This window comes from Sandarakinorhabdus sp. (assembly GCF_040398645.1).
GTDB lineage: Bacteria > Pseudomonadota > Alphaproteobacteria > Sphingomonadales > Sphingomonadaceae > Sandarakinorhabdus.
Genome location: NZ_JBBATR010000005.1, coordinates 20,413 through 35,731, shown reverse-complemented (window position 1 = coordinate 35,731; position 15,319 = coordinate 20,413). Strand labels below are relative to the sequence as shown.

Sequence of the window (15,319 nt, the reverse complement as noted above, 5' to 3'; positions counted from 1 at the left end):
GCGGCCTGCGCGTCCAGCTTGGCTTGCAGCGCGGCCTGCTTGTCGGCTTCGGCTTGTCCGGCCTGGTCCTCGCGCTTCATCAGCAGCAGTTCGGCAGCGGATTCGCGGTCGATCCGCTCTTCATATTTGCCGGCAAACGGCGATGCGTTGATCACGTCGGCCCGCTCGCCAGCCGTCAGCGGCCCAACCCGGCTGCGCGGCGGCGCGATGCGCGTGCGCTCCACAGGTGACGGCGCGCCATCGGGCATGAGCGTCGAAACCAGCGCCTCCCCCACCTTCATTTCGGTGATCACCGCCGCCACATCCAGCCGGGGATTGGGCCGGAACGTTTCGGCGGCGCTTTTGATGGCGCGGGCATCGCGCGGCGTGAACGCCCGCAGCGCGTGCTGCACCCGGTTGCCCAATTGCCCCGCGACTTTTTCGGGGATATCCACCGGATTTTGCGTGACGAAATACACGCCCACGCCCTTGGACCGGATCAGGCGCACCACCTGCTCCACCTTGTCCATCAAGGCATCGGGCGCCTCGTCGAACAGCAGATGCGCTTCGTCAAAGAAGAACACCAGCTTGGGTTTGTCGGGATCGCCCACTTCGGGCAGCGTTTCGAACAGTTCGGCCAGCAGCCACAGCAGGAAGGTCGCATACAGGCGCGGGCTGTTCATCAATTTGTCGGCCGCCAATATGTTCACCCGGCCCCTGCCCTTGCCGTCCAGCGCGATAAAGTCCGTAATATCAAACGCCGGTTCACCAAAAAACGCCGCGCCGCCCTGGCTTTCGAGGGTGAGCAACTGGCGCTGGATGGAGCCAACGCTGGCCTTGGTGACATTGCCATATTTGCTGGACAGCTCGGCCGCATTGTCGGCGCACCACGCCAGCATCGCCTGCAAATCTTCCAGATCGAGCAGCAGCATGTCGTGATCATCGGCATAACGAAACGCAATCGCCAGCACGCCTTCCTGCGTATCATTCAGGCCCATCAGCCGCGCCAGCAGCAGCGGCCCCATTTCGGAAATGGTGGTGCGGATGGGATGGCCCTGTTCGCCGAACAAATCCCAGAAGACGACCGGCATCGATTCCCAGTCATAATCCTCGATCTTCATCTCCATGGCGCGCTTGGCCGTCCAGCCAGCGGCTTCGCTGCCCGGCTTGGCCATGCCGGCGATGTCGCCCTTCACATCGGCCAGGAACACCGGCACCCCGGCGCGCGAAAACCCCTCGGCAATGCCTTGCAGCGTCACCGTCTTGCCAGTGCCGGTGGCACCCGCAATCAGCCCATGGCGATTGGCGCGTTTCAGCACCAGCGATTGCGGCGCATCCTGATCGGACAGGCCGATGAACAAATTATCCGTCACGCGTCTCTCCCCATGCAGCGCAGTTTCAGCCCGGCTCGCCTGCCACGTCCAGCCGGAAGATATCCGGCCGGGCATAATGGCCGGTGGCATCGAAATCAAAGCGCGCGCGGACCACGTCAGCCAGATCAACCTCGGCCACCAGCAAACCCTCCTGCCCGCGCAGTGGCCCGGCCAGCACCTCGCCCATCGGCGATACAATCATGCTGCCGCCGCCGATCAGCGGCACATCGGCGGCGCGGTCGATCAAGGTGATCGGTTCCCCCAGCGCCATTTGCGACGGCGGCAGCCATTGGCAGGCCGACACCAGGAAACAGCGGCCTTCATGGGCGATATGGCGCATCGCCACCTCCCATTGCGGCCGATCATCCACGGTGGGGGCCGCCCAGATCGTCACGCCTTGCGCATAGAGCGCGGTGCGCAGCAGCGGCATGAAATTCTCCCAGCAGATCGGCGCGCCGATCCGCCCGATCGGGCTGGCAAAGCTCACCACATCGCGCGCCGTGCCCTGCCCCCAGATCAGCCGTTCGGCCGCCGTAGGCATCAGCTTGCCGCGATGCCCGGCCAGCCTGCCATCGGGCGCAAAATGCAGCGCCGCGCAGTGCAGGGTGGTGCCGGCCCGGATGATCGCGCCAGCGATAATCGTGCAGCCGATGCTGGCCGCCAGTTCGCCCAGCGCCGCCACCTCCGGCCCATCAAGCTCCACCGCCTGCCCCCAATAGCGCCGGAACGCATCGCGCCCGGCCGGCGTGCGATAGCCCAGCCGCACGCCGAAATCCGCGCCCTTGGGATAGCCGCCGAGCAGCGCTTCGGGCAGCACCAGCAGATCGGGCCGCGCCGCTTGCAGCTCGCCGCGCCATGCCATCAGCGCATCAAGCGTTTCGCCCGTAGTCGCCCGGCTGCCGATTTGCAGCGCGGCCAGCCGTGCTTTGCCTGTGATCATGGTCATGCCTGTCTCTCCAATTGCTGCATTGCCCAGCTTGCCGCATCAGCCACCACCGGATCATCGCTGCCCAGATGCGCCGCCACCGCCGGGATCAACCCGCCCTCCCCGCTGTTGCCCGCCGCATAAAGGCAGTTGCGGATGAAGCGCGCCACCCCGATGCGCTTGATGGCGCTGCCCGAAAACAGCGCGCGGAAGGCAGCATCGTCGAGCGCCAGCAAGTCCGCCAGTTTCGGCGCGGTCAGTTCGGCGCGCGGCAGGAAGGCCGGTTCTTCCGTGGCCTTGGCAAAACGATTCCATGGGCAGACGGACAGGCAATCGTCGCAGCCATAGATGCGGTTGGCCATGGGTTTGCGAAATTCCTCCGGGATCGGGCCTTTATGCTCGATGGTCAGATAGGCCAGGCAGCGCCGCGCATCCAATCTATAGGGTGCCGGAAACGCATCGGTCGGGCACGCCGTCTGGCAGCGGGTGCAACTGCCGCAACGATCACCATGCGGCGCATCCACCGGCAGTTCCAGCGTGGTATAGATTGCGCCCAGAAACAGCCAAGAGCCATGGCTGCGCGAAACCAGATTCGTGTGCTTGCCCTGCCAGCCCAGCCCGGCGGCGGCGGCCAGCGGCTTTTCCATCACCGGCGCGGTATCCACGAACACCTTCACGTCTCCGCCAGCCGCCGCCACCAGCCAGCGCGCCAGCGCCTTCAGGCGTTTCTTGATCAGATCATGATAATCCCGGTTCCAGGCATAAACCGAAATCACGCCGGTATCGCCCTGCCCGGCCAGCCGCAGCGGATCCAGCGGCGGCGCATAATTGGTGCCGAGCATGATGACGCTGCGCACATCCGGCCACAGGCCCATCGGCGACGCGCGTTCATCGGCGCGGCTTTCCATCCAGATCATCTCGCCATGGCAACGATCTGCCAGCCACGCCCGCAGCCGCGCCCCGGCCTGCGGCACGGCATCCGCGCTGCACACGCCCAGCGCCGCAAAGCCCAGCCCGTCGGCCTGCGCCCGCAGCGCCGCCATCAGGTCAGCGTGTTCAGCCACTCCGTCACCATTGCCCCGATCTGCTGTTCCAGATCGCCCCAGAACAGCCAGTGCGGCGCGCCGGGCACTTCGTGATAATCGACCGGGCCGGTCAGATTGCGAGCCGTCGCCCGCGCAATGCCCGGCGGCGTGATGCGATCATTCAGGCCCACCACCACCAGCGCCGGCTGGTTCAGCCGGGCATAATCCACCCGTGTCACATTGCCGAACAAGGGCGGCAGCGCCATTTGCGCCAGCACGCGGCCCGAATCCCACACCAGCGCAGCGATTTCCCTGGCGGTCACCTCCTCGGGCACGCCGTTGAAAATGCCCCAGCGCGCGCCGGCATCGTCACACAGGGTCGGGCTGTCCCACCAGCCCCATTTCAGCACGACATTCTTCATCGTCTTGAACGGATCAAGGCTGAGCGCCTGGCTGTTGGCCGCCCCCGCCGGTGACAGCAGCACCAGCCCGGCATGCGGCACCCGCTCCGCCAGCATCTGCGCCAGCAAACTGCCCATCGAATGGCCCAAAATCACCGGCGGCCGGCTGCACGCCGCGGCTTCAGTGACCAGATAATCGACATAGGATGTGATCGACACCTCCCCCAGGTCGGGCGGCGGCGGCAGGCTGGCGGGCCGGTTGTGCCACGGCAGCACCGGGGCAAAGGTGGCATGGCCTGCCGCCTCCAGCACTGCGCGCAGCCGATCAAATGTGGCCGGCGTGGACCACATGCCGTGGATCAGCAGGATCGGCGGCTTCAACACACCACGCCGGTTGACGCCAGCACGCCCAGCGTGACGATGTCATTGGCGCTGCTGTTCATCGGCACGATCTGCACCGGTTTGGACATGTTGACCAGCATCGGGCCCACAACGCGCAGGCTGGCCACTTCCTTGATCAGCTTGGCGGCGATATTGGCGCTGTGCAGGCCGGGCATGATCAGCACATTGGCCGGGCCAGACAAGCGATTGAACGGATATTGCGCCCGCATCGCCGGATTGAGCGCGACATCAGCCGACATTTCGCCTTCATATTCAAAGCCGACCTGCCGCTGATCGAGCAATTCCACCGCGCCGCGCAGATTGTCGACAAATTCGCCGTGCGGATTGCCGAAATTGCTGTAGCTCAGGAAGGCCACGCGCGGCTCCTGGCCCAACCGGCGCGCCACCGCAGCGGTTTCGATGGCGATATTGGCCAGGGCTTCCGCCGTTGGCCGTTCCGTTACCGTGGTATCGGCCACAAAGATGGTCTGCTGCTTGCCCACCAGCATGTGGATGCCGAACGGGCGCTGGCCCGGCACCGGATCGATCACCTGGCGCACCTGCCGATAGCTGGTGGCAAAATTGCGGGTCACGCCCGTCAGCATCAGATCGGCTTCGCCCATCGCCACCAGCAGCGCCCCAAACACGTTGCGCTCATGATTGACCATGCGCTGCACATCGCGGTGCAGCATGCCGCGGCGCTGCACCCGCTCATACAGGAAATCCACCATCGCCGGCACCAGCGGGGACACCGCGCTGTTGTGGATTTCAAAGCTTTCGGGATCGTCCACGCCCAGCCGCGCCAGACCTTCGCGCACGGGCAGCTCCCGGCCGACCAGCACCGGCGTGCCATAGCCGCTGTTGCGCCAGTTCACCGCCGCGCGCAGCACAACCTCTTGTTCGGCTTCGGCAAACACGGCGCGGCGCGGGCGGCTCTGGGCGCTTTCGATGGCGCCCTGCAAGATCGACGTTGTGGGATTGAGCCGGCCGCGCAGCTCCTGCCGGTAAGCTTCTTCATCAAAAAACGGCTTGCGCGCCGCGCCCGACGCCATCGCCGCCTTGGCCACCGCCAGCGGGATATGCTCGATCAGGCGCGGATCAAACGGCGCCGGGATGATATATTCCGGGCCAAACACCCGCGCCTTGCCGCCATAGGCCGCCGCCACTTCATCGGGCACCGGCATGCGCGCCAGGCTGGCGATGGCATTGGCCGCTGCCAGCTTCATTTCCTCGTTGATGGCCGTGGCGCGCACATCCAATGCGCCGCGAAACAGATAGGGAAAGCACAATACATTGTTGGCCTGATTGGGATAATCGCTGCGCCCGGTGGCCACGATGGCATCGCTGCGCACATTGGCCACTTCTTCCGGCGTGATTTCCGGATCGGGATTGGCCATCGCGAAAATGATCGGCCTGGCCGCCATGCTCGCCACCATCGCTTCGGTCACTGCGCCCTTTTGCGACAGGCCCATGAACACGTCCGCGCCCACCATCGCTTCTTCGAGGGTGCGCGAGTCCGTGACGGCGGCATGCGCCGATTTCCACTGGTTCATGCCCTTCTGGCGGCCCACGTAAATCACGCCGCTGGTGTCGCACATCACCACATTCTTCACGCCGTACAGCTTGATGAGTTCGGTGCAGGCAATGGCCGCAGCGCCGGCACCATTGACCACCATCTTGACGTCTTCGGGCCGGCGCCCGGTCAGGTGCAGCGCGTTGATCAGACCGGCGGCGGCGACAATGGCGGTGCCGTGCTGGTCATCGTGAAAGACCGGAATGTTCATCCGTTCCTTCAGCGTGGTTTCGATGATGAAACACTCCGGTGCCTTGATATCCTCCAGGTTGATGCCGCCAAAGCTCGGCTCCAGCAGCTCGACGCAGGCGATGAACTTGTCGACATCCTCGGTCGCCACTTCCAGATCGATGCTGTCGATATCGGCAAAGCGCTTGAACAGCACGGCCTTGCCTTCCATCACCGGCTTGGAGGCCAGCGCGCCGAGATTGCCCAGCCCCAAAATGGCGGTGCCGTTGGAAATCACCGCCACCAGATTGCCCTTGATGGTGTAATCATAGGCGGCATCGGGATCAGCCGCGATGGCGCGCACCGGCGCCGCCACACCCGGCGAATAGGCAAGGCTCAGATCGCGCTGCGTCGCCATCGGCTTGCAGGCGACGATCTCGATCTTGCCGGCCTTGCCGCCGCGGTGGTAATTCAGCGCCTCGCGGTCACCGAAATCCGGATCAATGCCGGGCGTGCTGTCATCGTTGCTCATTGCCTGATCCTGAAAATCATCTTGCTCGCAACCGGGATAGGATTGCGGCGGCAAAGGGGCAAGTGGCTACACATGCCCAGCCGGTTCATTTCATCCGCGCTTGAGTGCCGCGCCAGCGCCGCTACAAGCAGCAGCAATGACCGCCGCCTCCCCCATGATCGCGCAATATCTGGGCCTGAAAGCCCAGGCCGGCGATGCGCTGCTGATGTTTCGCATGGGGGATTTCTACGAGCTTTTCTTCGATGACGCCGCAGCCGCCGCCGCCACACTTGACATCGCGCTGACCAAGCGCGGCGAATATGCCGGCCAGCCGATCCCGATGTGCGGCGTGCCGGTGCACTCCCACGAATCCTATCTGGCGCGCCTGATCCGCGCCGGCCACCGCGTCGCCATTGCCGAACAGATCGAAGACCCGGCCGAAGCCCGCAAACGCGGCAGCAAATCGGTGGTGGCCCGCGCCGTCGTGCGCATCGTCACGCCCGGCACCGTCACCGAGCCTGGCCTGCTGGAACCACGCCGCGCCAATTGGCTGGCCGCGCTGGCGCCAGATGCCAATGACGGGGCCAACTGCGGCCTCGCCTGGCTCGATCTCAGCACCGGGGCCTTCCACACCAGCGCCGGCACCATGGCCGATATGCGCGCCGAACTGGCCCGGCTGAACCCGGCCGAAACCCTGGTGCCCGAAGGCAGTGCCCACATCGGCATCTCCCGCCCCGCTGCCGATTTCAGCCCGGCCCGCGCCGAAACGGCCCTGAAATCCCGCTTTGGCGTCGCCACGCTGGCCGGCTGGGGCCAGTTCACCCCGGCCGAACTGGCCGCCGCCGGCGCGCTGCTGGCCTATGTCAGCGAAACCGCCCGCGATTCTGCACCGTTGATCCTGCCGCCGCGCCGCGAACTGCCGGGCAGCAGCATGGCCATCGATGCCGCCACCCGCGCCAGCCTCGATCTGGCGCGCGGGTCGGCGCGCCACAGCCTCGAAAGCGCCGTTGATCGCACCGTCACCGCCGCCGGTGCCCGGCAATTGGGCGCCGATCTGTCCGCGCCGCTCACCGATGCGGCTGCCATTGCCGCCCGCCACGATCTGCTCGGCTGGTTCATCGCCGATCCGCTGGCCCGCGCATCAGCGCGCACCACGCTGGCGGCGCTGCCCGATATCGCCCGGGCGCTGGCCCGCATCGCCATCGGCCGCTGGTCCCCGCGCGATCTTGGCCAATTGGGGCGCGGGCTGGCCGGCGCACTTGCCCTCAAGGCCGAATTGTCCGCCCGCCCCGGCCTGCCTGCGCTGCTGGCCGAGACGCTGGCCGAGATCGGCCCATCCGGCAGCGGCATCGGCGCGCTGGTCGAGCAATTGGCCCGCACCCTGGCCGACGAGCCGCCCATCGAATTGCCCGGCGCGATCCGCCCCGGCTTCGATGCCGCCCTCGATGCGCTGCGCGATACGGCGCGGGACGGCCGCAGCGCGGTGGCGGCGCTGGAAACCCGCCTCAAGGCCGAAACCGGCATCACCGCCCTCAAAATCCGCCACAACAATGTGCTGGGCTATCATATCGAAGTGCCCGCCGCCCGCGCCGATCCGCTGCTCGCCGCCGATTCAGGCTTCATCCACCGCCAGACCATGGGCAGCGCCGGCGCCGGCGGCGCGGTGCGCTTTTCCAGCGTGGAGCTTGCCAGCCTCGCCAGCCGCATCGCCAGCGCCGCCGATCACGCGCTGGCCGCCGAAGCCGCGCATCTGGAAGAAGTGCGCAGCGCCGTGCTCGCCTGCCAGGCCGCCATCTTGGCCGGCGCGGCGGCGCTGGCCCGTATCGATGTCGGCGCGGCCTGGGCCGAACTGGCGGCATCGGAAAACTGGTGCCGGCCCACCGTGGACCACAGCGCCGCCTTTGCCATCACCGCCGGCCGCCACCCCGTCGTTGAACTGGCGGTGCGCAAATCCCACGCCCGCTTCACGCCCAATGATTGCGATCTGTCCACCGATCGCCGCGTCTGGCTGGTGACGGGGCCGAACATGGCCGGCAAATCCACCTTCCTGCGCCAAAACGCGCTGATCGCCGTGCTGGCCCAGGCCGGCAGCCACGTGCCCGCCGCCAGCGCCCATATCGGCGTGATCGACCGCCTCTACAGCCGCGTCGGCGCGGCGGATGATCTGGCGGAGGGCCGCAGCACCTTCATGGTCGAAATGGTCGAAACCGCTGCCATCCTCACCGGCGCCACCAACCGCAGCCTCGTCATCCTCGACGAAGTCGGCCGCGGCACCAGCACCTACGACGGCCTTGCCATCGCCTGGGCCGTGCTGGAATCGGTGCACGATGATCTGGGTTGCCGCTGCCTGTTTGCCACCCATTATCACGAGCTGGTGCCGCTCACCGCCAAGCTGTCCGGCCTCGCCAGCGTCACCGTCAAAGTGCGCGAGTGGAAGGGCGATCTGGTGTTCCTGCACCAGGTCGTGCCCGGCAGCGCTGACAAAAGCTACGGCCTCTCGGTGGCCCGCCTCGCCGGCGTGCCGGCGCCGGTGCTCGCCCGCGCCCGCGCCGTGCTCACACGGCTCGAAACCCGCCGCGACCAGACCGGCGGCATCGCAGCAGGCATGGACAGCCTCCCGCTCTTTGCCGCCCCCACTGCCCCCGCCGGCGACGATCTGCGCGAAAAACTCGGCCAGATCGACCCGGACAACATCACCCCGCGCGAAGCCCTCGATCTGCTTGCGGAGTTGAAGGCGCTGGCTGGGCCGGCAAGCAGCTAGATCCGGCTGCTTGCCAGCCCTTGACCCGCCCCGCTGGCAGCGCCACCACATGGGGGATGGCGGGATGGCAATATTGGATCGATCGCGGCGGCACGTTCACCGATATCGTGGCGCTGCGGCCCGATGGGCAGCTGGTGACGGCCAAGCTGCTCAGCCATGCGCCCGAGCTTTATGACGATGCGGCGCTGGCCGGCATCGCCCGGCTGCACGGGAACGATCCTGCGCCGATCCACGCCGTGCGCATGGGCACCACCGTGGCCACCAATGCCCTGCTGGAACGCAAGGGCGCGCCGACGGTGCTGGCCATCACGCGCGGCCACCGCGATGCGCTGTTGATCGGCCATCAGGCCCGGCCCGACATTTTCGCGCTGGAAATCAAAAAGCCTGCGCCGCTGTATGAAATGGTGGTGGAAATCGACGAGCGGGTGACGGCGCAAGGCGAAGTGCTGCGCGCCCTTGATGAAGCGGCGGCGCACGCGGCCTTGCAGGATGCGTTTGACGCCGGTTATCGCAGCCTGGCCGTCGCCTGCCTGCACGGCCACGCCCACCCGGCGCACGAGCTGCGCGTCGCCGCGATTGCCCGCGCCATCGGTTTCACACAGGTCACGTGCAGCCATGACGTCGGCGCCGTGATCCGGCTGGTGCCGCGCGCCAACACTGCCGTGGTCGATGCCTATCTGTCGCCGCCGCTGCGCGATTATGTCAGCAAGATCGCCGCCGGCCTGCCGGGGGTGAACCTGGCCTTCATGCAGTCAAACGGCGGCCTCGCCCGCGCCGGGCATTTTCACGGCCGCGATGCCATCTTGTCCGGCCCGGCGGGCGGCATCGTCGGCATGGCCGCGGCCGGGCGCAGCGCTGGCGACACGCGGCTGATCGGCTTTGACATGGGCGGCACCTCCACCGACGTGTCGCTGTTTGACGGCCAGTATGAACGCGCCGACGAAGTCGTGATCGCCGGCGTGCCGATGCGCGTGTCGATGCTGAAAATCGATACGGTGGCGGCCGGCGGCGGCTCGATCATCAGCCATGCCGGCGGCAGGCTCAAGGTCGGCCCGGAAAGCGCCGGCGCGGTGCCCGGCCCGGCCGCCTATCGCCGCGGCGGGCCGCTCACCATCACCGATGCCAATGTCATGCTGGGCATCGTGCAGCCCGCGCATTTCCCGGCGCTGTTCGGCCCCGCCGGCGATGAACCGCTGGACGGCGATGCGGTGCGCGCCGGCTTTGCCGATCTGGGCGCCGCAATTGGCCAACCGCCCGAACACATCGCCGCCGGCGCGCGGGCCATCGCGGTGGAAACCATGGCCCAGGCCATCCGCCGGATCTCGATCGCACGCGGCCACGACGCCGCGGCCTACACGCTCACCAGCTTTGGCGGCGCCGGCGGGCAACATTGCTGCGCCATCGCCGATCAACTGGGCATGACCCGGGTGCTGATCCACCCGCTGGCCGGCCTGCTGTCCGCGTTCGGCATCGGCCTCGCTGAAGTGCGGGCGGTTCGGCAGCGCACGCTGAACTGGCCGCTCTCGCCAGCAACCGATCTCGCCGGCCCGGCGGCCGAATTGGCCGACCAGGCCCGCGCTGCATTGCTGGCGCAGGGCGAGGCGGTGGCCAGCGTGAAAGTGCTGGCCCGCATCCGCTACGCCGGGTCAGACAGCGGCGTGGACCTGCCGCTGGCCGCGCCGGCCGCCATGGCCCGCGCCTTTGTGGCCGAGCAGGAACAGCGCTTCGGCTTTGCGATTGCCGATGCCCATCTGGTGGTGGATGCGCTGATCGCCGAAGCGGTTGGCACCGCGCCCGGCGTGCCAGAATATGGTGGCCCAGCCGGCGGCAACAGTTTGCCAGCCAAACCCCACGGTTCATCACTCGTGGCCCACCATGACGTGTTTTTGGGACACAAATGGCAGCCCTGCAGCTTCTTTTCGCGTGCCGGCCTGCCGATCGGCTGGCGCAGCGCCGGCCCGGCCGTGATCATCGACAGCGCCGGCACCACCTTGGTCGAACCCGGCTGGCAGGCCGAAGTGGACGCTCAGGCCAATCTGATCCTGACCCGGCTTGCGCCGCCGGCCACAGCCGCCAGGTTGCCCTTGCTGGCAGCCGCTGACCCCGTCCGCCTCGAGCTGTTCGCCAACCGCTTCATGGCCATCGCGGAAGACATGGGCGAAGCGCTCAAGACCACCGCCTGGTCAGTCAACATCAAGGAAAGGCTCGATTTTTCCTGCGCCCTGTTCGACGCGGACGGCCATCTGATCGCCAACGCGCCGCACATGCCGGTGCATCTGGGATCAATGGGCGACAGCGTGCGCACCGTTATGGGCAAATGGGCAGGATCAGCATGCGGCATCCACGCCGGTGACAGTTACGTGCTGAACAACCCCTTCGCCGGCGGCACCCACCTCCCCGATGTCACTGTTGTTACACCGGTTTTTACTGGCGGCGCCGCCCCATCCTTCTGGGTGGCAGCCCGCGGCCACCAGGCCGATATCGGCGGCATCACCCCCGGCTCGATGCCGCCCAGCAGCCGGACAATCGCTGAAGAGGGCGTGTTGATTGACAATATCCTGTTGATTGACAAAGGAATTTTCCTCGAAGCCGACATGCTCGCCCTGCTCGGTTCCGGCCCGTGGCCGGCGCGCGATCCAGCCCGCTGCATCGGCGATCTCAAGGCGCAGGCCGCCGCCTGCGCCCGCGGCGCCCAGGCGCTGGTCCAACTGTGCCGGGCGGAGGGTGAACCCGTCGTGGCCGCCTTCATGTGTCATGTGCAGGACAATGCCGAAGCGGCTGTGCGTGCTGCGATTTCCCATCTCAGCGATGGCGAGATGATCGCTGAAATGGACAATAGCGCCCGCATTTGTGTCGCTGTCCGCATCGATGCCGCCAGCCGCAGCGCCAGCATCGATTTCACCGGCACATCGCCGCAACTGGCCGACAATTTCAACGCGCCGTTCTCGGTGGCGCAGGCTGCTGTCCTCTATGTTTTCAGATGCTTGGCCGGCAATGACCTGCCGATGAACGATGGCTGCATGCGCCCGCTGCGCCTGATCGTGCCGGACGGCTCGATGCTGCGTCCGCAGGCGCCGGCCGCAGTTGTGGCGGGAAATGTCGAAACCAGCCAGATCATCACCGATGCCCTGTTCGGCGCGCTCGGCGTGCTGGCAGCATCGGAAGGCACGATGAACAATTTCACGTTTGGAAACAAGGACTACCAATATTACGAAACCATCTGCGGCGGCGCCGGCGCCGGGAACAGCTTCGCCGGTGCCAGCGCCGTGCAGACGCACATGACCAACAGCCGCCTGACCGATCCCGAAATTCTCGAATCCCGCTTTCCGGTATTGGTTGAAGAGTTCAGCACAAGGGCTTGTTCTGGCGGCAAAGGCCAGTGGCCCGGCGGTGACGGTGTCATCCGCCGCATCGTCTTTCGCGAAGCCATGACCGCCTCCCTGCTCTCCGGCCGCCGCCGCACCCGGCCCTTTGGTCTGCACGGCGGCGGCGACGCCCTGCCCGGCAGCGCCCGCGTCGAACGCACCAATGGCAGCGTCGAACATCTCGCCGCCTGCGACCGCGCCGAGCTTGCGGCGGGCGACTCAATCACCATCGAAACACCAGGCGGCGGCGGCTTTGGCGCGTGACAGGCTTGCCCAGTCTGTGGCCGCTGATCGGCATTGCCGTGGTGGTGATCGGTTTTGCCATGCGCGCCAACCCGTTGGCGGTGGTGGTGGCGGCGGCCTTTGGGTCCGGCCTGGGCGCTGGACTGTCGGTGCCCGAGGTGGTGGCCGCACTGGGCAAGGCGTTTCACCAAAATCGCTATGTGTCGGTGCCGTGGCTGGCGTTGCCGGTGATCGGCCTGATGGAACGGGCTGGCTTGCAGGAACAGGCTGCCGCCCTGATTTCCCGCAGCAAGGCCGCAACAACCTCGCGTATCCTGCTGATCTATCTGGGTTTCCGGCAGCTCACATCGGCGCTTGGCCTCACCCAAATTGCCGGCCATGCCCAAACGGTCCGGCCCCTGTTGGCGCCAATGGCCGAAGCCGCCGCGGCGCGCGACAATCCGGCAATCAGCGCCGATGAACGCAACACAGTCAAGGCAATGGCCGCCGCCACCGACAATGTCGGCATTTTCTTTGGGGAGGATATCTTCCTGGCGATCGCATCGATCTTGCTGATCAAGGGCTTTCTGGAAAGTGCCGGCATCATCGTGCAGCCGCTGCAATTGTCGGTGTGGGCAATCCCCACCGCCATCGCGGCCTTTGCTGTGCACGGCGGCCGGCTGCTGCGGATGGGGCGCAAAAATTGATCGGGCTGACGCACCTATATGCGCTCGCCGGAGTGGTGTTCGGCGGCATCGCGCTAGCGGCGCTGCTGGATGGCCAGCACCCACGGCGCCTGCGCGCGGCGGCATTCTGGGCGTTGATCGCTACGGAATTTCTGATCGGCGATGCGCTGAGCGATACTGGCAACGGCGTGCTGCTGCTGGCGTTGGTGGCGCTGGCGCTGCTTGGCGCGCCCGGTAAGGGCCAGCCTGCCACCAGCACCGCCGCGCAGCGCAGTGCCAGCGCGGCCCGGCACGGCAACCGGCTGTTCCTGCCGGCGTTGATCATGCCCGGCGTCGCGCTCGCCGGCACGTTCCTGTTTCCGCATCTTGGCCAAATCGTTGATCCCAAACAGGTTACACTGGTCAGCCTTGGGCTTGGCGCGATGATTGCTGCGGCCACATTGATGATCTGGCTGCGCCCGCCGCTCGCCGCGCCCGTGCAGGAAGGCCGCCGCCTGGCCGAAGGGGTTGGTTGGGCGATGATCCTGCCGCAATTGCTGGCCAGCCTGGGCGCGCTGTTTGCCGTCGCCGGCGTGGGTGAGATTGTTGGCGCGCTAGCACCACTGGCCATCCCGGAGGGCAGCCGCATCGCTGCCGTGCTCGCATTTACGGGCGGTATGGCGATCTTTACGGTCATGATGGGCAATGCCTTTGCGGCGTTTCCGGTGATGATGGGCGGCATCGGCCTGCCCGTGCTGGTGCTGGGCCTGGGCGGCGATCCGGTGGTGGTGGGCGCGGTGGGCATGCTGGCGGGCTTTTGCGGCACTTTGCTCAGCCCGATGGCTGCCAATTTCAATATCGTGCCGGCGGCGCTGCTGAGCTTGCCTGATCGCTATGCCGTGATCCGCGCGCAGTGGCCAACGGCGGTGATCTTGTGGCTGTTCAACACCGCGATGATATGGGGATTTGCATTTTCATGATGCTGGACAATGATTTGGCGGGCCGCATGGCTGGCATCGCGCTGGGACATGTGGGCCGGGAATATCCGCACAAGCTCGATCACGTGATGGCAAACGCGGCCGACGTGCGCAGCCCGCGCGATCTGCATCCGATCTTCTTTGGCAGCTTTGATTGGCATAGCTGTGTGCACGGTTGGTGGCTGCTCATGCGCCTGCTTCACCTCTTTCCGGATCATGCGCGCGCCGACGAAACCCGCGCGTTGGCGGCCAGCCTGTTCACACCGGCCAATGTCGCGGCCGAGCGTGCCTATCTCGCTCGCCCGGAATCGCGCGGCTTCGAACGGCCCTATGGCTGGGCGTGGCTTTTGTATCTTCATGCACAAATGGCCAGTGCAAACAATGTGCTGGCGCCGATACTTGAACCGTTGGCGCAGGATATCAGCCAGAATTTCCGGCACATGCTGGGCCAGTTCACCTATCCGATCCGCACCGGCGCTCATGGCAACACCGGCTTTGCGCTCGTGCTCGGTGCGCGCTGGGCGGCCGATCATGATCCGGCGCTGCTGGCGCTGATGGCTGCCACGGCGCGGCGCTGGTATGGCGATGATCGCCGAGCACAGGCGTGGGAGCCGGACGGCGATGCGTTTTTGTCACCCACGTTGATGGCCGCGCTGGCGATGGCGGCGCTGCTGCCGGCGCCGGAATTTCGGCGCTGGTTTCGGGCCTATCTGCCTGATCTTGCCCGGCAGGCACCGGCCAGCCTGTTCACCCCGGCCAGCGTATCGGATCGCAGCGACGGCAAGATTGCGCATCTTGACGGCCTGAATCTGTCGCGGGCCTGGGCATTTCGCCGGCTTGCCGCCGCACTCAACCCGCGCAGTGCGGCTGTGCCGGCGCTTGCCGCTGCCGCCGATGCGCATCTTGCCGCCGCAATGCCGCACATTGCCGGCGATTATGCCGGTGAGCATTGGTTGGCCAGTTTTGCACTGCTGGCGCTGCTGGCATAGCCGG

At 66.5% G+C, this 15,319-nt stretch carries 10 protein-coding genes; 5 read left to right on the top strand and 5 right to left on the bottom strand.

Annotated features, from left to right (window positions below):
• The 5 genes from ABWP50_RS02220 to ABWP50_RS02200 all read right to left on the bottom strand — a co-directional run.
• On the bottom strand, window positions 1-1,352 hold a 1,352-nt coding region (locus tag ABWP50_RS02220; protein WP_353216355.1), incomplete at its 3' end, for a helicase HerA-like domain-containing protein.
• Between the two features lie 25 nt (window positions 1,353-1,377).
• Window positions 1,378-2,298 (bottom strand): carbon-nitrogen hydrolase family protein, encoded by a 921-nt coding sequence (locus ABWP50_RS02215; RefSeq protein ID WP_353216354.1) that lies wholly within the window; start codon window positions 2,296-2,298, stop codon window positions 1,378-1,380.
• On the bottom strand, window positions 2,295-3,320 hold the full coding sequence (gene queG / locus ABWP50_RS02210; RefSeq protein ID WP_353216392.1) for a tRNA epoxyqueuosine(34) reductase QueG: 1,026 nt from the start codon (window positions 3,318-3,320) through the stop codon (window positions 2,295-2,297). Before queG ends, ABWP50_RS02215 begins: the two co-directional genes overlap by 4 nt.
• Entirely contained in the window at window positions 3,320-4,084 is a 765-nt protein-coding gene (locus ABWP50_RS02205) for an alpha/beta hydrolase (RefSeq protein ID WP_353216353.1), read from the bottom strand. The genes queG and ABWP50_RS02205 overlap by 1 nt, the downstream gene beginning before the upstream one ends.
• Entirely contained in the window at window positions 4,081-6,357 is a 2,277-nt protein-coding gene (locus tag ABWP50_RS02200) for an NADP-dependent malic enzyme (RefSeq protein ID WP_353216352.1), read from the bottom strand. Before ABWP50_RS02200 ends, ABWP50_RS02205 begins: the two co-directional genes overlap by 4 nt.
• A 136-nt stretch (window positions 6,358-6,493) precedes the next feature.
• On the opposite strand from ABWP50_RS02200, the gene mutS reads away from it, so the two are divergent.
• The 5 genes from mutS to ABWP50_RS02175 are packed head-to-tail and all read left to right on the top strand — an operon-like array spanning window position 6,494 to window position 15,315.
• Entirely contained in the window at window positions 6,494-9,097 is a 2,604-nt protein-coding gene (gene mutS / locus ABWP50_RS02195; protein ID WP_353216351.1) for a DNA mismatch repair protein MutS, read from the top strand.
• Window positions 9,098-9,153: 56 nt separating this feature from the next.
• A complete protein-coding gene (locus ABWP50_RS02190) occupies window positions 9,154-12,726 on the top strand; it encodes a hydantoinase B/oxoprolinase family protein (protein ID WP_353216391.1) in 3,573 nt (1,190 codons plus the stop codon).
• 14 nt (window positions 12,727-12,740) lie between these two features.
• A complete protein-coding gene (locus ABWP50_RS02185; RefSeq protein WP_353216390.1) occupies window positions 12,741-13,391 on the top strand; it encodes a DUF969 domain-containing protein in 651 nt (216 codons plus the stop codon).
• Window positions 13,388-14,329 carry a DUF979 domain-containing protein gene (locus ABWP50_RS02180; RefSeq protein ID WP_353216350.1) on the top strand — a complete coding sequence of 314 codons (942 nt, stop codon included), beginning with the start codon at window positions 13,388-13,390 and terminating at the stop codon, window positions 14,327-14,329. Before ABWP50_RS02185 ends, ABWP50_RS02180 begins: the two co-directional genes overlap by 4 nt.
• Window positions 14,326-15,315: a DUF2891 domain-containing protein gene (locus ABWP50_RS02175; RefSeq protein ID WP_353216349.1), complete on the top strand. Its 990-nt coding sequence runs from the start codon at window positions 14,326-14,328 to the stop codon at window positions 15,313-15,315. The genes ABWP50_RS02180 and ABWP50_RS02175 overlap by 4 nt, the downstream gene beginning before the upstream one ends.
• Window positions 15,316-15,319: the final 4 nt, after the last annotated feature.